Here is a 21,807-nt window from a genome sequence, read left to right as displayed (position 1 = left end):
CCTCCCTTACAGGGTGCGCTGTACCTCGATGCGTTCGAAGCACTCGATCTGGTCACCCGGCTTGACGTCGTTGTAGGCCTTGACCGCGATGCCGCACTCGACGCCCGACTTGACCTCTTCGACGTTGTCCTTGAAGCGGCGCAGCGACTCGAGCTCGCCTTCGAAGACCACCACGCTGTCTCGCAGCACGCGGATCGGCTTGCTCTTCTTGACCACGCCCTCGACCACCAGCGAACCGGCGACCGCGCCGAACTTGGAGCTGCGGAACACGTCGCGGACCTCGGCGATACCGATGATTTCCTCGCGGATCTCCATGCCCAGCAGGCCGGAAGCCACCTGCTTCACCTGGTCGATGACGTCGTAGATGATCGAGAAGTAGCGCAGGTCCAGGCCGCTGGTCTCGATGACCTTGCGGGCGCTGGCGTCGGCGCGGACGTTGAAGCCGATGATCACGGCCTTGGACGTCGCGGCCAGCGTGGCGTCGGACTCGGTGATGCCGCCGACGCCCGAGCTGATCACGTTGATCTTGATCATGTCGTTCGACAGCGCCACCAGTGCCTGGCGCAGTGCTTCCACGGAACCCTGCACGTCGGCCTTGACCAGGAGGTTCAGGGTGGCCTGGTCCTTGTCCTGGCCCATCTGGGCCATGATGTCTTCCATTCGGCTGCCGGCGGCGGCCACCAGGCGCGATTCACGGCGCTTGGCGTCACGTTCCTGGGCCACTTCCTTGGCCAGGCGCTCGTCGGCCACGACCACGAAGTCGTCGCCGGCGTCGGGCACGCCCGACAGGCCAAGCACCTGCACCGGGATCGAGGGCTGGGCCGAATCGACCTGCTTGCCGGCCTCGTCGAACAGCGCGCGCACGCGGCCGTAATGGGTACCGCACACCAGGTAGTCGCCCTTCTTCAGGGTGCCCTGCTGCACCAGCACCGTCGCCACCGGGCCGCGGCCCTTGTCGAGCGCCGATTCGATGACCACGCCGGTGGCGCGGGCGTCGTAGACGGCCGTCAGTTCCATCACCTCGGCCTGCAGCGAGATCGCCTCGAGCAGCGCGTCCACGCCTTCGCCGGTCTTGGCCGAGACGTTGACGAACTGCACGTCGCCACCCCACTCCTCGGGCACGACTTCAAGCTTGACCAGGCCCTGCTTGACGTTGTCCGGGTTGGCTTCGGGCTTGTCGATCTTGTTGACCGCGATGAGCAGCGGCACGTTGGCGGCGCGGGCATGCTGCACGGCCTCGACGGTCTGCGGCATCACGCCGTCGTCCGCCGCGACCACCAGCACCACGATGTCAGTGAGCTTGGCGCCGCGGGCGCGCATCGACGTGAACGCCGAGTGGCCCGGGGTATCGAGGAAGCTGATGACGCCCTTGTCGGTTTCCACGTGGTAGGCGCCGATATGCTGGGTGATGCCGCCGGCTTCGCCGGTGGCCACCTTGGTACGGCGGATGTAATCGAGCAGCGAAGTCTTGCCGTGGTCGACATGACCCATGATCGTGACCACCGGCGGGCGCGTCTGCTTCTCGCCCTGGACCTCTTCCTGCAGCGCCGCGACCAGCGTGGTCTCGGCGTTGTCCTCTTCGGACTTGCTGGCGCGGTGGCCAAGCTCTTCGACCACCAGCACCGCGGTGTCGTGGTCGAGCACCTGGTTGATGGTGGCCATCACGCCCATCTTGAACAGCGCGCGCACCACTTCGCCGCCCTTCATGGCCAGCTTCTGGGCCAGCTCGGTAACGGCAATGGAGTCACCGATGAACACCTCGCGCACGATCGGCGCGGTCGGGCGGGAGAAGCCATGCTGGCCACCGCCGCTGCGCGACGGCTCGGGACCGCGGGCGCGGGACTTCTTGCGGTTGCCGGCGGCACCACGACGGGCGCGTTCGGACTCGGAAAGGTGCAGCTGGCCGGCGGCGAAACGCGTGGCCTGGCCACCGTCGCCTTCGTTGTCGACCATGGCGTGCGAACCACGCACGGGCTTGTTCTTGCCGGCGGCCTTGCCCGCGGGCGTGGCGGCCTTGGGGCTGGGCGGCGGCGGCGCGGCCGGCTTCGGGCGCGGCTTGCGCTCGTGGATGACGATGGCGCCGGGCGCCAGCGGCGCGACTTCGGGCGCGGCCGGGGCTGCGGGTTCGTCGTCCTCGATCGCCGGCGGTGCCTTGGCCGCTTCGGCGGCCGCGGCCTTGGCGGCCTCCTCGTTGCGGCGCGCGGCCTCGTCGGCCTCGCGCTCGAGCTGGCGCTTGCGGTCGGACTCGGCGATCGCGGCCAGTTCGGCCTCGTTGCGGACCTTGGACTCCTCGAGCTTGCGCAGGGCGTCCGTGCGCTCGTCGGTGACGGGTGCCGCATCCACTTCGTCGCGCTTGACGTAGGTGCGCTTCTGGCGCACCTCGACGGTGACGGTGGACTTGGACTTGCCGGCGCTGACGGTCAGCTCTTCCTGCTTTCGCCGCTGCAGCGTGATCTTGCGCGGTGCGGCGCCTTCGGCCGGCTTGTCGTCCTTGCCGTGCGTGCGGCGCAGGAAGCCAAGCAGCTTCATCTTCTCGGTGCTGCTGACCACCTGATCCGGCCCGCTGAAAGACATGCCTGCGCCGGCCAGCTGCTCGAGCAGCTTCTCGACGGGCATTCCCAGCACTTTGGCCAGTGAACCAACGGTGACTTCAGACATTTGGTGGCGATTCCTTCGTTTCCTGCGCGCGAGGCGCGCAATGGTGACTCTCGGGGCTAGCGGGGCGGAGCGGTCTTATTCGAACCAGTGCGCGCGGGCGGCCATGATCAGCTTGCCGGCGCGTTCCTCGTCCATGTCCTCGATGTCGGTGATCTCGTCCGTGGCCAGTTCGGCCAGGTCGTCGCGGCTGACCACGCCGCGCGCGGCCAGGGCGTAGGCCGTGGCCTCGTCCATGCCGTCGAGCGAAAGCAGGTCGTCGGCCGGCTTGTGCTCCTCGATGTCCTCTTCGACCAGCAGGGCCTCGGTGAGCAGGGCGTCACGGGCGCGGGCGCGCAGTTCCTCGACGATGTCCTCGTCGAAGCCTTCCACCGCCAGCAGCTCGGCGGCCGGCACGTAGGCGATTTCCTCGACCGTGCTGAAGCCTTCGGTGACCAGGATGCCGGCGATTTCCTCGTCGACCTCCAGCTTGTCCATGAACAGCTGGCGCGCGGCCGCCTGTTCGGACTCTGACTTGGCGGTCACCTGGTCCTGGGTCATGACGTTGAGCTGCCAGCCACTGAGGCGGCTGGCCAGGCGCACGTTCTGGCCGCCCTTGCCGATCGCCTGGGCCAGCTTGTCCTCGGCCACGGCCAGGTCCATCGAACGCTTTTCCTCGTCGACGATGATCGACTGCACCTCGGCCGGGGCCATGGCGTTGATGACGAACTGGGCCGGGTTATCCGACCACAGCACGATGTCGATGCGTTCGCCGTTGAGTTCGTTGCTGACGGCCTGCACGCGCGAGCCGCGCATGCCGATGCAGGCGCCGATGGGATCGGTGCGGTGGTCGTGGGCAAGCACGGCGATCTTGGCGCGGTCGCCCGGGTCGCGGGCGGCGGCCTTGATCTCGACCAGGCCCTGGCCGACTTCCGGCACCTCGAGCTTGAACAGCTCGATCATGAACTCCGGCGCCGTGCGGCTGATGAACAGCTGCGGGCCGCGGGCCTCGGAGCGCACGTCCAGCAGGTAACCGCGAACGCGGTCGCCCGGGCGCAGCACGTCGCGCGGGATGGCCTTGTCCTTCGGGATCAGGGCTTCGGCATTGCCGCCGAGGTCGACGTAGACATTGCCGCGCTCGACGCGCTTGACGATGCCGTTGATCAGTTCGCCGACGCGATCCTTCCAGGCATCCACCACCTGCGCACGCTCGGCCTCGCGCACGCGCTGCACGATGACCTGCTTCGCGGCCTGGGCGGCGATGCGGCCGAATTCGGCGTTCTCGACCTGTTCCTCGACGTAGTCGCCGACCTGGGCGCCTTCCTTCTCGTCGACGGCGTCCATCAGGCGGATCTGGCGATCCGGCGATTCCATGACCACGTCGTCAGCGACCACTTCCCAGCGACGGAAGGTTTCGTAGCTGCCGTCGACCGGATTGATGGCGACACGCATGGCGACGTCCTGCTCGTGGTAGCGCTTCTTGGCGGCGGACGCCAGCGCGGCCTCCATGGCCTCGATGATCACGCCACGCGGCACGCCCTTTTCATTGGCTACCGCTTCCATCACCAGCAACAGTTCCTTGCTCATCTCTTCCAGCTCCGTGAAAGGCGTCGAACGCCTCAGGGGTTATCAGATTCATTACCGGTCTTGCGCTTGCCGCGCGGACCAGTGGGTTTGGGCTGGGCCGCCAGACCCAGGGCGACCAGGTCGGGGACCAGGCGCGCCTTTTCGATGTTCTGGTGGGCGACCGCCATTTCGCGGCCGTCGAAAACCAGCACGATGGTGTCGCCGTCCACGCGCTCGATGCGCGCCTGGAAGCGGCGCCGGCCGTCGACGGGCAGCCGCAGGTTCACCTTGGCCTGCTCGCCGATGAAACGGGCGAACTGCGCCGGCGTGAACAGCGGGCGGTCGATGCCGGGCGAGGACACTTCCAGCGTGTACTGCGAAGTGATCGGATCCTCGAGGTCGAGCACCGCCGAGATCTCGCGGCTTACCGCCTCGCAGTCCTCGATGGCGACATGGCGACCCGGGGCGTCGATGAACAGGCGCAACAGCGCGCTGTTGCCGGTCGGCGCGAATTCAACGCCCAGCAGTTCAAGGCCCAGTCCTTCGACGGTGGGCGCAAGCAGTTCGCTGATTTCGGTCGCCTTTCCGGTCATTCGTCGGTCCCGCGCCTCGTTCGCGTTTGTCAAATTTCGAAAACAAAAAAGGGCCGTGAGGCCCTTTTCCGGTACATCCAGGTTCCGGCTTCCCCGGGATCGGCTGGCAGCCAACCCGGGGAAAAAGCCTGTGCGATGAAACCCTTTCGGAGTCCAACGCCAGAAACTGGTAGCGGGGGCAGGATTTGAACCTGCGACCTTCGGGTTATGAGCCCGACGAGCTGCCAGACTGCTCCACCCCGCAGCAGTGAGCGCGCATTATAGGGGGCTAGGCTTTCGCGACGCAAGCCCGGCGTTTCGCCGCGACCCGCCGGGGCGTCAGACCGGGAACGCCAGCCCCACCCAGTGCAGGATGGTGTCGGCGAACAGGCCAAGCGCCAGCAGGGCTACGGCGTTCACCGCGAACAGCACGCGCAGGTGGCTGTCGTGATGCAGCCTGGGGCCCTCGCCTTCGGGTTCGTCGAAGAACATCGCCTTCATCACCCGCAGGTAGTAGAAGGCACCGATCACCGCGCACACCACGCCGACCACGGCCAGCCACAGCAGGCCGGCATCCAGGGCCGCGCGCAGGACTTCGAGCTTGGCCCAGAAGCCCAGGAACGGCGGCACGCCGGCCAGCGAGGCCATGACGAACATCACCAGCAGTGCCTGGAACGGATTGCGCGACCACAGCCCGCGGAAGTCGGCGATTTCCTCGGCTTCGTGCCCCTTGCGCGAGAGCAGGATGATGGCGCCGAAGGCCGCCGCCGACATCAGCGAATAGGAAATGGCGTAGAACATCGCCGCGCCGTGGCCCAGCGGACCACCGTGGGCCAGGCCCATGAACAGGAAGCCCACGTGCGAAATGGTCGAGTAGGCCAGCATGCGCTTGATGTTGGACTGCGCCAGCGCCACCAGGTTGCCCACGACCAGCGACAGCGCGGCCAACCAGGCGACCATGTCCTGCCACTGGGCGTCGAGCGGGCCAACACCGTCCTCGAGCAAGCGGTAGGCCATGCCGAAAGCGGCCAGCTTGGGTGCCGAGCCAATGAACAGCGTGATCGCGGTCGGGGCACCGTGGTAGGTGTCGGGCAGCCACATGTGGAAGGGCACGGCACCGAACTTGAATGCGATGCCGACCAGCATGAACACCACGCCGAACAGCAGCAGCGTGCGGTCGCCTGTGGAGGCTGCCACGGCGTGGATCTCGCCCAGCTGCAGGCTGCCGGTGGCGCCGTAGACCATGGACATGCCATACAGCAGCAGGCCCGAGGCAAGCGAACCGAGCACGAAATACTTCATCGCCGCTTCGGAGCTGCGCGGGTTGTCGCGGTCCATCGCGACCAGGCCGTAGGAGCTCAGCGCCAGCAGCTCCAGGCCGAGGTAGAGAACCAGCATGCTGCCGGCCGAAACCATCAGCATCATGCCCAGCACCGAGAACAGGCCCAGCACGTAGAACTCGCCCTTGAACAGGCCACGGTCCTGCAGGTAGGGCTTGGCGTAGACGAAGGATCCGGCGGCCACCAGGTAGATGGTGATCTTGAGCACGTCGCCGATGGTGTCGCGCACGAACAGGTTGGCGAAGCCCCAGGTGGTCTCGGCGCCGATTTCGCGCGCGGTCAGCACGGCGGCGGCGGCCAGGATGAACAGGGCCAGGAAATGCGTCAGGCCGCGACGCGCGTCCGAGAGGAACAGGTCGACCATCAGCAGGGCGAAGGCTGCGCCGCAGACGAAGATCTCCGGCCCCAGGGGCTGGAGGTCGGCAAGTGTGGGCATCGGCAGGGCCATCGGGGCTTCCTTACAGCTTGGTGGCGGCGAGCTGGGTCAGCAGCTGCGCGATCGGTGCTTCCATGAGGTCGGTCAGCGGCTTGGGGTACACGCCCAGCGCCAGGGTGCCCAGGGCGAACACGCCCAGCACCAGGACTTCGCGGCCGTTGATGTCGGTCAGTTCGGCGACATGGTGGTTGGTGACATCGCCGAAGACCACGCGCTTGACCATCCACAGGGTGTAGGCCGCGCCGAGGATGAGCGTGAAGCCGGCGCCGAACGCGACCCAGGCGTTGTACTGGAACGCGGCCAGGATGACCATGAATTCGCCGACGAAGCCCGAGGTGCCCGGCAGGCCGGCATTGGCCATCGCGAAGAACACGAAGAAGGCGGCGAACCAGGGCATGGTGTTCACCACGCCGCCGTAGTCGCGGATCATGCGGCTGTGCATGCGGTCATAAACGACGCCAACGCAGGAGAACATGGCGCCGGAAATGAAGCCGTGCGAAATCATCTGCACCATCGCGCCCTGCACGCCCAGCTGGGCCGCGTCGGTATTGCCAAGCTCGCGCACCAGCGCGAAGGCGATGAAGGTGCCCAGCGTGACGAAGCCCATGTGCGCGATCGACGAATACGCGATCAGCTTCTTCATGTCCTCCTGCACCAGCGCCACCAGGCCGATGTAGATCACCGCCGCCAGCGACAGCGCGATGACCAGCCAGGCCCACTCCTGCCCCGCGTCGGGCACGATCGGCAAGGTGAAACGCAGGAAACCGTAGCCGCCGATCTTGAGCATGATCGCCGCCAGGATGACCGAACCTCCCGTGGGCGCCTCGACGTGGGCGTCGGGCAACCAGGTGTGCACCGGGAACATCGGCACCTTCACCGCGAACGCGGCCAGGAAGGCGAAGAACAGCCACATCTGCTCCTGCGCGGTCAGCTTGAGCTGGTAGAGGTCGGCCAGCTGGAAGCTGGCGCCGCCCTCCAGGCGTTCGCCGGAGACGATGTACAGGTACACCAGGCCGACCAGCATGAACACCGAGCCCAGGAAGGTGTACAGGAAGAACTTGATCGAGGCATATACGCGCCGCGGCCCGCCCCAGACACCGATGATGATGAACATCGGGATCAGCATCGCCTCGAAGAACACGTAGAACAGGATCGCGTCGAGTGCGCAGAAGACGCCGATCATCATGCCTTCGAGGATCAGGAAAGCGGCGAAATACTGGTGTGCCCGGCGCTCGACCGAACCCCAGGCGCCCACCAGCACCAAGGCGGTGGTGAGCGTGGTCAGCGCGATCAGCGCGATCGAAAGTCCGTCCACGCCCAGGTGGTAGCGGATGTCGAAGCTGGGGATCCAGCTGCGATCCTCGACGAAACGCATGGCGGCCGAACCGGCGTCGTGCCCCGCGAAGAGGAACACGCTCAGGACCAGGGTGGCGACCGCGACCAGCAGCGCGAACCACTTGGCCTGGGTCTGGCGGGCATCGCCGAAAGCCAGCGTCAGGATGCCGCCGAGGATGGGCAGCCAGACCAGGACGCTCAGCAGGGGCCAGGAGGATTGCATCGGGTCTTCCTTGTCAGTCTCAGGCGCCGGTCATCTTGACCAGCACCGCCAGCAGGACGATGAGGCCAATGATCATGGCGAAGGCGTAGTTGTAGAGGCGACCGGTCTGCACGTGGCGCACCAGGCCGGCAACGCGGTCGACCAGCGTGGCCGTGCCGTTGACCAGCAGCCCGTCGATCAGGCCGGCGTCACCGCGCTTCCAGGAGAACTTGCCAAGCTTGATGCCACCGCCGGCGAAGCCCTTGATCCACAGGTCGTCGAAGCCGTACTTGTTCTCGAGCAGTCGCACGACCGGCGCGAACAGCTTCGCGAAACGGTCGGCCAGGGCCGTGTTGAACAGGTAGATGTAGGTGGCCAGGGCGAAACCCGCGAAAGCCAGCCAGAACACGATGCTGGCGTAGAAGTGGGTGCCGAAACCGACCGCGGCCCAGAACCAGCCGTGCTGGTCGTGCCAGAGCACCTTGCCGGCCATGGCGACGGTGTCGTGCGCCGGCATCACCTCGATCGCGCCACGGAAGTAGTCGCCGAACAGCATCGGACCGACGGTGAAGAAGCCGATCAGGATCGACGGGATCGCCAGCAGGACCAGCGGCACGGTGACCACCCACGGCGACTCGTGCGGCTCGACCGGGCCATGGTGGCCATGGTGGTCGTCGGCATGTTCGTCGTGGTGCGCGTCGGCGTGCACCTCCGCGTCCGGCTCGTGGTGGGCCACGTCGCGGAAACGCTCCTTGCCGTGGAAGGTCATGTACAGCAGGCGGAAGCTGTAGAAGGCGGTGACGAACACGCCCAGCAGCACCGCGTAATAACCGTACTGCTGCACCCAACCACCCTGCTCCGCCGCCTTCTGCGCGGCGACGATGATGGTGTCCTTGGAGAAATAACCCGACAGGAACGGCGTGCCGACCAGCGCCAGCGTGCCGATCAGGCTGGTCCAGTAGGTGATGGGCATGTACTTCTTCAGGCCGCCCATCTTCCGCATGTCCTGCTCGTGGTGCATGCCGATGATTACCGAGCCGGCCGCCAGGAACAGCAGCGCCTTGAAGAAGGCGTGGGTCATCAGGTGGAACACCGCGGCCGAGTAGGCCGAGACGCCCAGCGCGACGGTCATGTAACCGAGCTGCGAGAGCGTGGAATACGCGACGACCCGCTTGATGTCGTTCTGCACGATGCCGATCAGGCCGGTGAAGAAGGCCGTGGTGGCGCCGATGAACAGCACGAAGGCCAGCGCCGTTTCACTCTGCTCGAACAGCGGCGACATGCGCGCCACCATGAAGATGCCGGCGGTGACCATGGTCGCGGCGTGGATGAGCGCCGAGATCGGGGTCGGGCCTTCCATCGAGTCCGGCAGCCAGACGTGCAGCGGCACCTGGGCCGACTTGCCCATGGCGCCGATGAACAGGCAGATGCAGATGAAGGTCATGATCTCGACCTGCACCGGACCGGACAGCACGTCCATGCTCCAGCCGCCCATGCCGATCTTGCCCGACCACAGGGTGAAGGTGCCCTGCAGTTCGCTGTTGTAGGCATGCGCGAAAACGGTGGCGTAGTCGAGCGTTCCCACCCAGGCCAGCACGCCGGCGATGCCGAGCAGGAAGCCGAAGTCACCGACGCGGTTGACCAGGAAGGCCTTGAGGTTGGCGAAGATGGCGGTCGGGCGCTTGTACCAGAAGCCGATCAGCAGGTAGGACACCAGGCCCACCGCTTCCCAGCCGAAGAACAGCTGCAGGAAGTTGTTGCTCATCACCAGCATCAGCATGCTGAAGGTGAACAGGGAGATGTAGCTGAAGAACCGCTGGTAGCCCGGGTCTTCCTCCATGTAGCCGATGGTGTAGATGTGCACCAGCAGCGACACGAAGGTGACCACCACCATCATCATGGCGGTCAGGGTGTCGACCATGAAGCCGACGTGGGCCGAATAACCGCCCACCTGGAAGAAGGTGTAGACGTTCTGGTTGAACGGCGCCGCCTCCATGCCCAGGAACTGCCAGAGCACGTGCAGTGAAAGCGCGCAGCTGACCGCCACGCCCAGGATGGTGACCCAGTGCGCGCCGGCGCGACCCACCTGCTTGCCGAAAAGGCCGGCGATGACCGAACCGAGCAGGGGCGCGAGCGCGATGACCAGCAGGATGTTCATTGAAATCATCGCGCGATCAACCCTTCAGCGAATCGAGTTCGGCGACATTGATGGTCCGCCGGTTGCGGAACAGCGTCACCAGGATGGCCAGGCCGATGGCGGCCTCGGAAGCCGCCACGGTAAGAATGAAGAACACGAAGATCTGGCCGTCGACGTCGCCCAGGAAGCGCGAGAAGGCCACGAAGTTGATGTTCACCGCCAGCAGCATCAGCTCGATGCACATCAACAGCACGATGACGTTCTTGCGGTTGATGAAGATGCCGGCGACCGAGATGCAGAACAGCACCGCGGCGAGCGCGAGGTAATGGCCGAGGCTGATCACGGGTTGCCCTCCTGGCGGGGTTCGGACGCCACCTTGACCAGGCGCACGCGGTCTTCGCGGCGCACGGCGACCTGGCGGGCCGGATCCTGGTGCTTGGTGCCGGGACGGCGGCGCAGGGTCAGCATCACCGCGACCACCAGGGCCACGGTGAGGATCACGGCCGCGGTTTCGAACGGCAGGATGTACTTGCTGAACAGGGTTTCACCGATCCACTGCAGGTTGGTCTTGCCGGCGGCGGCGGCGGGATCGGTGGCCGACAGCCCCACCTCGAATCGCTGCAGGCCGATCAGCATCACCATCTCGGCGGCCATCACCACCACCACCGCGCCGGTCAGCGGCAGGTAGCGCACGAAACCCTCGCGCAACGGCGTGGTGTTGATGTCGAGCATCATCACCACGAACAGGAACAGCACCATCACCGCGCCGATGTAGACCAGCACCAGCACGACGCCGAGGAACTCGGCCTGCAGCAGCAGCCACAGGCAGGCGACCGAGAAGAAGGTCAGCACCAGGCTGAGCACCGCGTGCACCGGATTGCGGGCCAGGATGACGCCCAGCGCGGCCAATACGGCGACCGTGGCGAAGACGAAGAAGGCGGCGAGTTCGTATGTCATGTCTGTCCTTTGTCCCCTGCCCTCACCGGAAGGCCGAGTCGGCGGCGCGACGCTCGGCGATCTCGTCCTCGAGGCGGTCGCCCAGGGCCAGGAGCTGGGCCTTGTTGACGATGTTCTCGCCGCGCTTCTCGAAGTGGTATTCGTGCACGTGGGTTTCGACGATCGAATCCACCGGGCAGCTTTCTTCGCAGAAGCCGCAGTAGATGCACTTGAACAGGTCGATGTCGTAACGGGTGGTCCGGCGCGAGCCGTCGGCGCGGCGCTCGGAATCGATGGTGATGGCCAGCGCCGGGCACACGGCCTCGCACAGCTTGCAGGCGATGCAGCGCTCTTCGCCGTTCGGGTAGCGGCGCAGCGCGTGCAGGCCGCGGAAGCGCACCGACTGCGGCGTCTTCTCGAACGGGTAGTTGAGCGTGTACTTGGGCTTGAACATGTAGCCCAGGGTCAGCTTCATGCCGGAAAGCAGCTCCAGCAGCATGAGGCTCTTGAGGTAGTTTGCGATGCGGTTCATGGCTTCCTCAGGCGCCCAGGGTGAACCATTCGTTGTAGGCCATGATGGCCGTCACGAAGATCCACACGATGGTGATCGGGATGAAAACCTTCCAGCCCAGGCGCATGATCTGGTCGTAGCGATAGCGCGGGAAGGTGGCGCGGAACCACAGGAAGCAGAAGGCGAAGAACAGGAACTTCAGGATCAGCCACCACCAGCCGGCTTCGCCCAGCAAGCCCCAGGACGCCGGGAACGGCGACAGCCAGCCACCCAGGAACAGCACGGCGGTCAGGAAGGCCACCAGCATCATGTTGGCGTATTCGGCCAGGAAGAAGATGGCGAAGGCCGACCCGGAGTATTCGACGTGGAAACCGGCGACGATCTCCGACTCGCCCTCGGCGACGTCGAAGGGCGCGCGGTTGGTTTCGGCCACGCCGGAGATGAAGTAGATGACGAACAGCGGGAACAGCGGGAACCAGAACCACTCGAACAGGCCGGCATTGCCGGCCTGGGCCATGACGATCTCGCTGAGGTTCATCGTGCCGGCGGCGACCAGCACGCCGACCAGGGCGAAACCCATGGCGATTTCATAGCTGATGACCTGCGCCGCCGAACGCAGCGCGCCCAGCACGGCGTACTTCGAGTTCGAGGCCCAGCCGCCGATGATGATGCCGTAAACGCCCATGGACGTGAGCGCCAGCAGCACCAGCAGGCCGGCGTTGACATTGGCCAGCACCACGCCGTCGTCGAAGGGAATGACCGCCCAGGCCGCCAGTGCCGGCGCCAGCGCCAGCAGCGGCGCCAGCCGGTACAGCAGGCCGCTGGCATTGGTCGGGACCACCAGCTCCTTGAACAGCATCTTGAACACGTCGGCGAAGGCCTGGATGAAGCCAATGCCCAGGAAGCCGCCGATGAACTGCGGCCCGTGGCGCACGTGCATCCAGCCGATGACCTTGCGCTCGGCCAGGGTGTAGAAGGCCACGCCCACGACCACCGGCAGCGTGATCGCCAGGATCTTCACCAGCGTCCAGACCACGAGGCCCAGGTCGCCGAAGGAAAGGAAGAACTCACGCATCGGATCGAACATGCTCAGGCCCCCACCACGGCGAGCCGCGCCGCCGGCGCGAGCGGCGCGGTGGCCTCGTAGTCGGATTCGATCCAGGCGGCGCCCCTGGCAACACGCTTGTTCACCTGCACCGGCAGCACGGCGTTGCCGTTGCCGTCGCCGAGCTTGGCCATGGCGCCATCGGAGAGACCGCGCGCCAGCGCGTCTTCCGGGTTGAGCACGACGCGCGCCCCCACCGTCAGCGGGTGCGCATTGAGCGCGACCGCGCGGCGAAGCACCGCGTCACCGCGGTAGATCGGGGTGCTGGTGATGCGCTCGAGACCGTTGTCGCCCTGGGCCGGCGCTTCGGCCAGCCCCTCGCCGGCAGCCGGCGCCTGCGGCGACAGGCCGGCGCGCAGGCCGTTGAGATCGGTGTAGTCGAAGCCCGGCAGGCCAAGCTGGCCACCCAGGGCGCGCAGCACGCGCCAGCCCGGTCGGGCCTCGCCCGGCAGCTTGCCTCCGGCCAGGCTCAGCTGGTCGGTGCCGTCGAGATTGGTGAGGCTGCCGTCGATTTCAGGCAGCAGGCCGATCGGCAGGATCACCTGTGCGAGTTTCTTCAGGTCATCGCTGGCATAAGCCGAGAAGGCGACCACCTTGGCGCCGGCCAGCGCCTTGAGCGCCTGGGTAGCGTGGGCGAAATCGTATTGCGGCTCGACGCCGTACAGCAGGTAGGCCGGCAGCGGCTTGGCCAGCATGGCAGCGGCGTCATGGCCGCCCTGCCCCGGACGCAGGCCGTGGCGGGCCAGGCCGATGGCGTTGGCGCCCTGCGGGATGCGATTGAGGCTGGCGCCCGAAGCCGAAGCCAGGGCGCGTGCGGCGGCGCGCAGCCAGGACGCCCGGGCGTGGTTCTCGGCCATTTCACCGAGCACGATGACGGCCTTGCCAGCCTTGGAGAGGGCTTCGGCGATGGCCTTGGCGCCTTCGTGCCCGTCGCCCTGGATTCCCGCGGGCAGCGATGCCCCGGCGGCCTTGGCGACCGCGGCCAGCGCGGCCGGCAGCGCCGACGGCGCGACGATGCGCTTGCCTGCCACCGGGAAGGTGAATTCGAAGTCCACCGGGTTGATGCAGAAGACCTTGGCGCCGAGCTTGCCGGCCTTGTGCAGGCGCTGGTGCAGCAACGGCAGTTCGTGGCGCAGGTTGCAGCCGACCAGCAGCACGGTGTCGGCCAGCTCGAGTTCGGCGGCCGGCAACTGGAAGGGTTCGGCGAAGGCGGCGTCGGCGAAGTCCAGCGCCTTCAGGCGATGGTCGGCGTGGACGGTGCCCAGGCCCTGGGCCAGGGTCGCCAGCTGGGCGCCCTCTTCGTTGCTGGTGGCCGGGTGCGCCAGCACGCCCAGCGAGGGGCCGGCTTCCTTGAGCAGCTTGGCCGCCTGGGCGAGGGCTTCGTCCCAGGATGCTTCGCGCCAGCCGTCACCTTCGCGCAGCAGCGGACGGGTGGCGCGGTCGGCGGAATACAGGCCTTCGTGCGAATAGCGGTCGCGGTCGGACAGCCAGCACTCGTTCACGGCTTCGTTGTCGCGCGGCACGGTGCGCAGCACTTCGCCGCGACGGGTGTGCAGGAACAGGTTCGAGCCAAGCGCGTCGTGGTAACCCAGCGATTCACGCGCGATCAGCTCCCAGGCGCGGGCCCGGAAGCGGAACACCTTGTTGGTGAGCGCGCCGACCGGGCAGACGTCGATGACGTTGCCCGAGAGTTCGGTCATCAACGGCTTGCCGTCGTAGGTGCCGATCTGCAGGCGCTCGCCGCGGTACATGCCGCCCAGCTCGAAGGTGCCGGCGACGTCCGCGGTGAAGCGGATGCAGCGGGTGCACTGGATGCAGCGGGTCATGTCGGTGGCGACCAGCGAGCCCATGTCCTCGTCCGGCACAACGCGCTTGCGCTCGACGAAACGCGAGACCGAACGGCCGTAACCCATGGCCAGGTCCTGCAGCTCGCACTCGCCGCCCTGGTCGCAGATCGGGCAGTCCAGCGGGTGGTTGATGAGCAGGAATTCCATGACGTTGCGCTGCGCATCGAGCGCGCGCTTGGTCTGGGTGGTGACCTTCATGCCCTCCATCACCGGCGTGGCGCAGGCCGGGGCGGGCTTGGGCATCTTCTCCACGTCCACCAGGCACATGCGGCAGTTGGCGGCGATCGGCAGCTTCTCGTGGTAGCAGAAACGCGGGATCGCGACGCCGGCCTTGTCGGCGGCGTGGATGATCATCGACCCCTTCGGCGCCTGCATCGGCTTGCCGTCGATCTCGATGTTCACCAGGTCCGGCGCGGTGGTGTTGGTCGGCTGGGCGCTCATGCGGCCTGCTCCGTGGTGGCGAGCTGGCCCTTGGCCAGGTCGTCGACATAAAAACGCTTGTTGACGATGGCGTATTCGAACTCGTGCCAGTAGTGGCGCAGGAAACCCTGCACCGGCCAGGCAGCGGCCTCGCCGAATGCGCAGATGGTGTGGCCTTCGATCTGGCCGGCGGCGGCCTTGAGCATGTCCAGGTCTTCGAGCGCCGCCTTGCCTTCGGCGATGCGGGTCAGCATGCGGTACATCCAGCCGGTGCCTTCGCGGCACGGCGTGCACTGGCCGCAGGACTCGGCGTAGTAGAAACGCGCGATGCGCTGGCAGGCGCGGACCATGCAGGTGGTTTCGTCCATGACGATCACCGCACCCGAACCCAGGCCTGAACCGGCCTTCTGGATCGAGTCGTAGTCCATCGTGCAGCCCATCATGATCTCCGCCGGCAGCACCGGCATCGAGCTGCCGCCCGGAATGACGGCCTTGAGCTTGCGGCCACCCTTCACGCCACCGGCCATTTCAAGCAGTTCGCTGAACGGCGTGCCCAGGCGGACCTCGAAGTTGCCGGGGTTGTTGACGTGGCCCGACACCGAAAACACCTTCGGGCCGCCGTTGTTGGGCTTGCCGAGGTTGAGGAACCACTCGGCGCCGTTGCGGATGATCGCCGGCACCGACGCGTAGGTTTCGGTGTTGTTGATCGTGGTGGGCTTGCCGAACAGGCCGAAGTTGGCCGGGAACGGCGGCTTGTAGCGCGGCTGGCCCTTCTTGCCTTCCAGCGATTCCATCATCGCGGTCTCTTCGCCGCAGATGTAGGCGCCAGCGCCGAGCGCGCCGTGGATGTCCACGTCCACACCCGATCCCTGGATGTCCTTGCCCAGCCAGCCGTTGGCGTAGGCTTCCTTGAGCGCCGATTCGAAGTGTTCGAAGGGCTCGTGGTGGAATTCGCCGCGCAGGTAGTTGTAGCCCACGGTGCAGCCGGTCGCGTAGCAGGCGATGGCCATGCCCTCGATCACCGAATGCGGGTTGTAGCGCAGGATGTCGCGGTCCTTGCAGGTACCCGGCTCGGACTCGTCCGAATTGCAGAGGATGTACTTCTGGCCCGGCGCCTGGCGCGGCATGAAGCTCCACTTCAGGCCGGTCGGGAAACCCGCGCCGCCGCGGCCGCGCAGGCCCGACTGCTTGACCATTTCGATGACGGCTGCCGGATCCATCTTTTCAGCCAGGATCTTGCGCCAGGCGGAATACCCGCCGGTCTTGAGGTAGTTCTCGTAGGACCAGGGCTTGTCGAAGTGCAGCGTCGTGTAGACGACGTTGTGCTCCTGCGGGGCCGGGCCAACCGGGCCGTAGCCCTCGGAATAGTGGGAATGGTGTGCCATGTCCTCAGATCACTCCAGTCCGTCGAGCAGCGTGTCCACCTGCTCGGTGGTCAGCTTCTCGTGGTAGTGGCCGTCCACGACCATCATCGGCGCGCCGGCGCAGGCGGCCAGGCACTCCTCCTCGATCTTCAGGAAGATGCGGCCGTCCGGGGTCGACTCGCCGTGCTTGATGCCCAACTTGCCTTCGCAGTGGCGCACGATGTCCTCAGCGCCGTTGAGCCAGCAGCTGATGTTGGTGCAGATCGCGACCTTGTGCCGGCCGACCGGCTGCAGGTCGAACATCGAGTAGAAACTCGCGACCTCGTAGGCCCAGACCGGCGGGATGTCCAGGTACTTGGCGGTGGCGGCGATCAGCTCGTCGCTGAGCCAGCCGCCGTTCTGTTCCTGCGTGGCCATCAGGCCCTGGATCACGGCCGAGCGCTTGCGGTCGGGCGGGAACTTGGCGACCCAGTGGTCGATGTGCGCGCGCGTGGCGTCGGACAGGGCGACCATGGGGTCGACATCCTGGCAGGCGGCGAAATTTCCGGTGGCTTTCATCGGTCAGGCAGTCCTTAGCGATCGATCTCGCCGAACACGACGTCGTAGGTGCCGATCATGGCGACCACGTCGGGCAGCATGTGGCCGCGCACGATCGCGTCCATGGACGAGAGATGGGCGAATCCCGGCGCGCGCAGCTTCAGGCGGAAAGGTTTGTTGGCGCCGTCGGAGACGATGTAGGCGCCAAACTCGCCCTTCGGGGCTTCCACCGCGGCGTAGGCTTCGCCGGCCGGCACGGAATAGCCTTCCGTGAAGAGCTTGAAGTGGTGGATCAGCGCTTCCATGTCGTCCTTCATCTCGGCGCGGCGCGGTGGCGCGACCTTGAAGTTGCGCACCATCACCGGGCCCGGGTTGGCCCGCAGCCACTGCACGCACTGCTTGATGATGCGGTTGGACTGGCGCATTTCTTCCATGCGCACCAGGTAGCGGTCGTAGCAGTCGCCCTGCACGCCGACCGGGATGTCGAAATCAACCTTGTCGTAGGCCGCGTAGGGCTGCTTCTTGCGCAGGTCCCAGGCCAGGCCGGAGCCACGCAGCATCGGACCGGTCATGCCCCAGGCCAGGGCCTTCTCGACCGGCACCACGCCGATGCCGACGGTGCGCTGCTTCCAGATGCGGTTGTCGGTGAGCAGGGTTTCGTACTCATCCACCCGGCGCGGGAAGTCGTCGGTGAACGCGTCGAGGAAATCGAGCATCGACCCCTCGCGCCACTCGTTGACGCGCTTGAGCTCGCTGCCCTTGCGCCACGGCGATTCGCGGTACTTGGGCATGGCGTCGGGCAGGTCGCGGGCGACGCCGCCAGGGCGGTAGTAGGTGGCGTGCATGCGCGCGCCCGACACCGCCTCGTAGCAGTCCATCAGCTCTTCGCGCTCGCGGAAGGCGTACAGGAACACCGCCATCGCGCCCAGGTCGAGGCCGTTGGAGCCGACCCACATCAGGTGGTTCAGGATGCGGGTGATCTCGTCGAACATGGTGCGGATGTATTCCGCGCGCTGCGGCACCTCGATGCCCATCAGCTTTTCGATGGCGCGCACGTAGGCGTGCTCGTTGCACATCATCGAAACGTAATCGAGCCGGTCCATGTAACCAATGGACTGGTTGTAGGGTTTGGACTCAGCCAGCTTCTCGGTGCCGCGATGCAGCAGGCCCACGTGCGGGTCGGCGCGCTGCACGACTTCGCCGTCCATCTCGAGCACCAGGCGCAGCACGCCGTGCGCGGCCGGATGCTGGGGACCGAAGTTGAGGGTGTAGTTGCGGATTTCCTGGGTCATGGCCGGTCAGTCCTTGCTCGGCTGCTCGGAAGCGGCCTGCTGCCAGCGCGAGTCCTCGCGCACCACGCGCGGCACGAGCACGCGCGGCTCGATCGAAACGGGTTCGTAGACCACGCGCTTGCGCTCGGCGTCGTAGCGGACCTCGACGTTGCCGATCAGCGGGAAGTCCTTCCGGAACGGATGGCCGACGAAACCGTAGTCGGTGAGGATGCGGCGCAGGTCCGGGTGACCTTCGAAGATGATTCCGAACAGGTCGAAGCACTCACGCTCGAACCAGTTCGCGACCGGCCAGACCTCGACCAGCGAGGGCACCACCGGCAGGCTGTTGTCGGCGGCGAAGCAGCGCATGCGCAGGCGGCGGTTGTGGCGCACCGACTGCAGGTGCACGACCGTCGCGAAGCGGCGTTCGGGACCGTTGCCGCGCGGGCGGTGCTCCCAGTCGAAACGGCCCGGGCCGGCGGCGCCTTCGACGCCACGCGAGAACCCTTCGGAGGACACGTCGTCGGTGTCCCACTCATCGTCGCCGTAACCCAGGTAGTCGACGCCGCACAGGTCGATCAGCTGTTCGAAGCCCATGTCCGGGTCGTCGCGCAGGATGCGCGCGGCGGTGTCCCAGGCTTCGGGCACGATTTCGACCGTCGTTTCGCCCAGCGCCTCGTGCACGGACACAAGCTTGTCCTGCAGGCGCGCCTTGAGGCGCTCGATGAAGCTCGTGTTCGGTTCGACCATGGCGTCGGCTGGGTCCTTAGCGGGCGATGGTGTTGGTTCGGCGGATCTTCTTCTGCAGCTGCAGGATGCCGTAGATCAGCGCTTCCGCAGTCGGCGGGCAGCCCGGCACGTAGATGTCCACCGGCACCACGCGGTCGCAGCCGCGCACCACCGAATACGAATAGTGGTAGTAGCCGCCGCCGTTGGCGCAGCTGCCCATGGAGATGACCCACTTGGGCTCGGGCATCTGGTCGTAGACCTTGCGCAGCGCCGGGGCCATCTTGTTGACCAGGGTGCCGGCGACGATCATGACGTCGGACTGGCGCGGCGACGGGCGGAAGATGACGCCGTAGCGGTCGAGGTCCAGGCGGGAGGCACCGGCGTGCATCATCTCGACCGCGCAGCAGGCCAGGCCAAAGGTCATCGGCCACATCGAGCCGGTGCGCGCCCAGTTGACCAACGTGTCCACGGACGTGGTGACGAAACCACGCTCGAGCAGAGGATTGTCGCCTTCGGGGCGCAGGATGTCGTCCACCCGCCCTTCCGGGATCGGGTTGTGCATCACGTTCGAAACGGACTGGATCACTCCCATTCGAGCGCTCCCTTCTTCCAGACGTAAACGAAGCCAAGCACCAGCAGGCCGATGAAGATGCCCATCTCGGTGAGGCCGACGATGCCGAGGTTGCGGAAGTTGACCGCCCACGGGAATACGAACGCGATTTCCAGGTCGAAGATGATGAACTGGATGGCGATCAGGTAATAACGCACGTCGAACTGCATGCGTGCGTCTTCGAAGGCTTCGAAGCCGCACTCGTACGGCGACAGCTTTTCGGCGTCCGGGCGCTTGGGGCCCAGGGCCCAGCCCGCGATCAGCAGGACGATGCCCAGGCCGGTCGAGACGAAGAGGAACAGAAGGATCGGCAGATATTCGCCCAACACGCGCGCTTCCTCACCTTGGCGCCCTTGGGCGCGTCAGGGCCGCCGCTCCAGTCATGTGCCGGGCGGCAGCCCGTTGATTCATTTGGTGCCCAAGAGGGGACTCGAACCCCTACGACTCTCGTCGCTACCACCTCAAGGTAGTGCGTCTACCAATTCCGCCACCTGGGCAGGTGTGCCTTCGCTCCGGTGACCGGATCGAAGGCCGAAGATTGTACCAGCGGATCAGTCGCCGCGGGTGTTTTCCGCGTCATCGCCGGCCGCCGGCGCGGCGTCGGCGGCGGTCGGAACGTCGGCGGCCGCCGGGGCGGCGTCGCTGGCCGCCGGCACCGAGCCGTCGGACGGCAGGTCGCTGGCCGGCACGTCGCTGGCCGGCAGCTCACCCGCGGGGGCCGGCGCGGCCGGAACCTCGGACATGGCACCGATGTCTTCCATCGGTTCCGCCGTCGGGCGACCACCGTGGGTGGCGTACCACGCCATGCCCAGGCTCATGCCGAAAAAGACCACGGCCAGCCATTTGGTGGCGGTGGACAGGAAATTGGCCGATCCGCGCGCACCGAAGACGGTGGCCGAAGCGCCCGCGCCGAAGCCCGAGCCTGCGGCGGCGCCGGAGCCGCGCTGCATGAGGATGAGCACGATCATGGCGATCGCGACCAGCACGTAAATGACACTGACGATGGTGAGCAGCATGTTCTTCCGTTACCTCGCCGCCGCGGCGGCGATTGCCAGGAAATCCTGGGCCACGAGGGACGCGCCCCCGATCAGGCCACCATCGACGTCGGGCTGCGAGAACAGCTCGGCGGCGTTGGCGGGCTTTACGCTGCCGCCATACAGGATGGGCAGCGAGCCCGCGATTCTAGCATCGTGGGCGGCCAGTTCGCCACGGATGAAGGCGTGGACCTCCTGGGCCTGTTCCTTGGAGGCCGTGCGGCCGGTGCCGATGGCCCAGACGGGCTCGTAGGCCAGCACGGCGCCCTCGAAGGCGGCGATGCCGGCCAGTTCGACCACCGGTCCCAGCTGCTTTTCCAGCGCGTATTCAGTGTGCCCGGCCTCGCGCTGGCTCAGGGTTTCCCCCACGCACAGCACCGGCACCAGACCAGCCTTGAGGGCGGCGACGAACTTTTCGGCCACGTCGTGCGGGTCTTCGCCGTGGTACTGGCGGCGCTCGGAGTGGCCGACCAGCACGTAGCGGGCGCCGACGTCGCGCAGCATGGCGCCGGAGATCTCGCCCGTGTAGGCGCCCTGCTCGTTCACGCCCAGGTCCTGGGCGCCGAAAACCAGGCCGGTGCCGGCGTATTGCCTTGCCAGCTCGCCCAGATAGGGCACGGGCGGCATCACCACCAGCTCGACGCCGGGGGCCCGCGGCGCGGCCACCACCGCGTCCAGCAGCTCCGTGGCGAAGCTGCGGCTGCCGTTTAACTTCCAGTTGCCGGCGACGATCCTGGGGCGCATGCGCTCTCTCCTGCGGACAAGACCGCAAGTTTAGCGCGCCCGGTCAGGGGCTGACGATGTCCGCATGCATGGGCGCCAGCCTGGCCAGCAGCCGGTTCTGGGCGGAACGCGGGATACCGCGGGCCTCCATCGCCTCCACCAGGTCCTCGACCAGGGCATTGAAGTCCGCCTCGGTGATGCCCAGCCCGGCATGGGATTGCGCCATGTCGCGGCCGGTGTAGGTGCAGGGACCGCCAAGTTCGACGCAGAACTGCTCGACCAGGCGATCGTTGAGGTTCACCAGGTCCGTGTCGGCGAACTGGGCGTTGATGCGCTCGTCCTCGAGCAGGCGCACCAGGAACTCCTCGACCAGGGCCTCGACCCCTGCCTGGCCGCCGAACTGCGCGTACAGCCCGGCCCGCGGCGGGCTCGTGGCGCAGGCCGCCAGCAGCGCGGCAAGGGCCAGGGCGGTCAACAGCTTCGGTCGCAGGGCCATCG

Annotated in this window: 20 protein-coding genes and 2 tRNA genes; all 22 read right to left on the bottom strand. The window is 66.6% G+C overall.

The features are described 5' to 3' along the window. Positions 1–6 precede the first annotated feature (6 nt). On the bottom strand, positions 7–2,658 hold the full coding sequence (infB, locus tag ACYVJH_RS01745; protein WP_460452939.1) for a translation initiation factor IF-2: 2,652 nt from the start codon (positions 2,656–2,658) through the stop codon (positions 7–9). A gap of 75 nt (positions 2,659–2,733) precedes the next feature. Next, positions 2,734–4,221: a transcription termination factor NusA gene (gene nusA / locus ACYVJH_RS01740; RefSeq protein WP_460452938.1), complete on the bottom strand. Its 1,488-nt coding sequence runs from the start codon at positions 4,219–4,221 to the stop codon at positions 2,734–2,736. A gap of 32 nt (positions 4,222–4,253) precedes the next feature. After that, a complete protein-coding gene (rimP, locus tag ACYVJH_RS01735) occupies positions 4,254–4,793 on the bottom strand; it encodes a ribosome maturation factor RimP (protein WP_460452937.1) in 540 nt (179 codons plus the stop codon). A 167-nt stretch (positions 4,794–4,960) separates the two neighbouring features. Beyond that, positions 4,961–5,037 (bottom strand) — tRNA-Met (locus ACYVJH_RS01730). 74 nt (positions 5,038–5,111) lie between these two features. Next, positions 5,112–6,560, bottom strand: coding sequence for an NADH-quinone oxidoreductase subunit NuoN (gene nuoN / locus ACYVJH_RS01725; protein WP_460452936.1), 1,449 nt, complete (start codon positions 6,558–6,560; stop codon positions 5,112–5,114). 10 nt (positions 6,561–6,570) lie between these two features. Then, positions 6,571–8,106: an NADH-quinone oxidoreductase subunit M gene (locus tag ACYVJH_RS01720; protein WP_460452935.1), complete on the bottom strand. Its 1,536-nt coding sequence runs from the start codon at positions 8,104–8,106 to the stop codon at positions 6,571–6,573. Between the two features lie 19 nt (positions 8,107–8,125). Further along, on the bottom strand, positions 8,126–10,252 hold the full coding sequence (gene nuoL / locus ACYVJH_RS01715) for an NADH-quinone oxidoreductase subunit L (protein ID WP_460452934.1): 2,127 nt from the start codon (positions 10,250–10,252) through the stop codon (positions 8,126–8,128). Positions 10,253–10,259: 7 nt separating this feature from the next. After that, the gene (gene nuoK / locus ACYVJH_RS01710) at positions 10,260–10,565 is read right to left on the bottom strand and encodes an NADH-quinone oxidoreductase subunit NuoK (RefSeq protein ID WP_188662585.1); all 306 of its coding nucleotides are present in this window, start codon (positions 10,563–10,565) and stop codon (positions 10,260–10,262) included. Then, positions 10,562–11,179 (bottom strand): NADH-quinone oxidoreductase subunit J, encoded by a 618-nt coding sequence (locus tag ACYVJH_RS01705; RefSeq protein ID WP_460452933.1) that lies wholly within the window; start codon positions 11,177–11,179, stop codon positions 10,562–10,564. The genes nuoK and ACYVJH_RS01705 overlap by 4 nt, the downstream gene beginning before the upstream one ends. Before the next feature lie 22 nt (positions 11,180–11,201). Further along, positions 11,202–11,690, bottom strand: coding sequence for an NADH-quinone oxidoreductase subunit NuoI (nuoI, locus tag ACYVJH_RS01700; protein ID WP_460452932.1), 489 nt, complete (start codon positions 11,688–11,690; stop codon positions 11,202–11,204). A gap of 7 nt (positions 11,691–11,697) precedes the next feature. Continuing rightward, positions 11,698–12,756, bottom strand: coding sequence for an NADH-quinone oxidoreductase subunit NuoH (gene nuoH / locus ACYVJH_RS01695; RefSeq protein WP_460452931.1), 1,059 nt, complete (start codon positions 12,754–12,756; stop codon positions 11,698–11,700). A gap of 2 nt (positions 12,757–12,758) precedes the next feature. Next, entirely contained in the window at positions 12,759–15,062 is a 2,304-nt protein-coding gene (nuoG, locus tag ACYVJH_RS01690) for an NADH-quinone oxidoreductase subunit NuoG (protein WP_460452930.1), read from the bottom strand. Further along, positions 15,059–16,426 carry an NADH-quinone oxidoreductase subunit NuoF gene (gene nuoF, locus ACYVJH_RS01685; protein WP_460452929.1) on the bottom strand — a complete coding sequence of 456 codons (1,368 nt, stop codon included), beginning with the start codon at positions 16,424–16,426 and terminating at the stop codon, positions 15,059–15,061. Before nuoF ends, nuoG begins: the two co-directional genes overlap by 4 nt. Positions 16,427–16,435: 9 nt before the next feature. Further along, positions 16,436–16,963, bottom strand: a complete 528-nt coding sequence (gene nuoE / locus ACYVJH_RS01680) for an NADH-quinone oxidoreductase subunit NuoE (protein WP_460452928.1) — start codon at positions 16,961–16,963, stop codon at positions 16,436–16,438. A 14-nt stretch (positions 16,964–16,977) separates the two neighbouring features. Further along, positions 16,978–18,234 carry an NADH-quinone oxidoreductase subunit D gene (locus ACYVJH_RS01675; RefSeq protein WP_460452927.1) on the bottom strand — a complete coding sequence of 419 codons (1,257 nt, stop codon included), beginning with the start codon at positions 18,232–18,234 and terminating at the stop codon, positions 16,978–16,980. A 6-nt stretch (positions 18,235–18,240) separates the two neighbouring features. Beyond that, a complete protein-coding gene (locus ACYVJH_RS01670; protein ID WP_460452926.1) occupies positions 18,241–18,963 on the bottom strand; it encodes an NADH-quinone oxidoreductase subunit C in 723 nt (240 codons plus the stop codon). A gap of 16 nt (positions 18,964–18,979) precedes the next feature. Beyond that, entirely contained in the window at positions 18,980–19,534 is a 555-nt protein-coding gene (locus ACYVJH_RS01665; protein ID WP_460452925.1) for a NuoB/complex I 20 kDa subunit family protein, read from the bottom strand. Continuing rightward, the gene (locus ACYVJH_RS01660; RefSeq protein WP_339828318.1) at positions 19,525–19,881 is read right to left on the bottom strand and encodes an NADH-quinone oxidoreductase subunit A; all 357 of its coding nucleotides are present in this window, start codon (positions 19,879–19,881) and stop codon (positions 19,525–19,527) included. Before ACYVJH_RS01660 ends, ACYVJH_RS01665 begins: the two co-directional genes overlap by 10 nt. 83 nt (positions 19,882–19,964) lie before the next feature. After that, positions 19,965–20,049: transfer RNA gene (locus ACYVJH_RS01655), tRNA-Leu, on the bottom strand. A 54-nt stretch (positions 20,050–20,103) separates the two neighbouring features. Further along, positions 20,104–20,568, bottom strand: coding sequence for a preprotein translocase subunit SecG (gene secG, locus ACYVJH_RS01650; protein ID WP_460452924.1), 465 nt, complete (start codon positions 20,566–20,568; stop codon positions 20,104–20,106). Positions 20,569–20,577: 9 nt separating this feature from the next. Beyond that, positions 20,578–21,330: a triose-phosphate isomerase gene (gene tpiA, locus ACYVJH_RS01645; protein WP_460452923.1), complete on the bottom strand. Its 753-nt coding sequence runs from the start codon at positions 21,328–21,330 to the stop codon at positions 20,578–20,580. Between the two features lie 43 nt (positions 21,331–21,373). Further along, positions 21,374–21,805: a group I truncated hemoglobin gene (locus tag ACYVJH_RS01640; RefSeq protein WP_460452922.1), complete on the bottom strand. Its 432-nt coding sequence runs from the start codon at positions 21,803–21,805 to the stop codon at positions 21,374–21,376. Positions 21,806–21,807: the final 2 nt, after the last annotated feature.

It is taken from the genome of Arenimonas aestuarii, from assembly GCF_054781715.1.
This window is presented reverse-complemented; position numbering and strand designations above follow the sequence as displayed.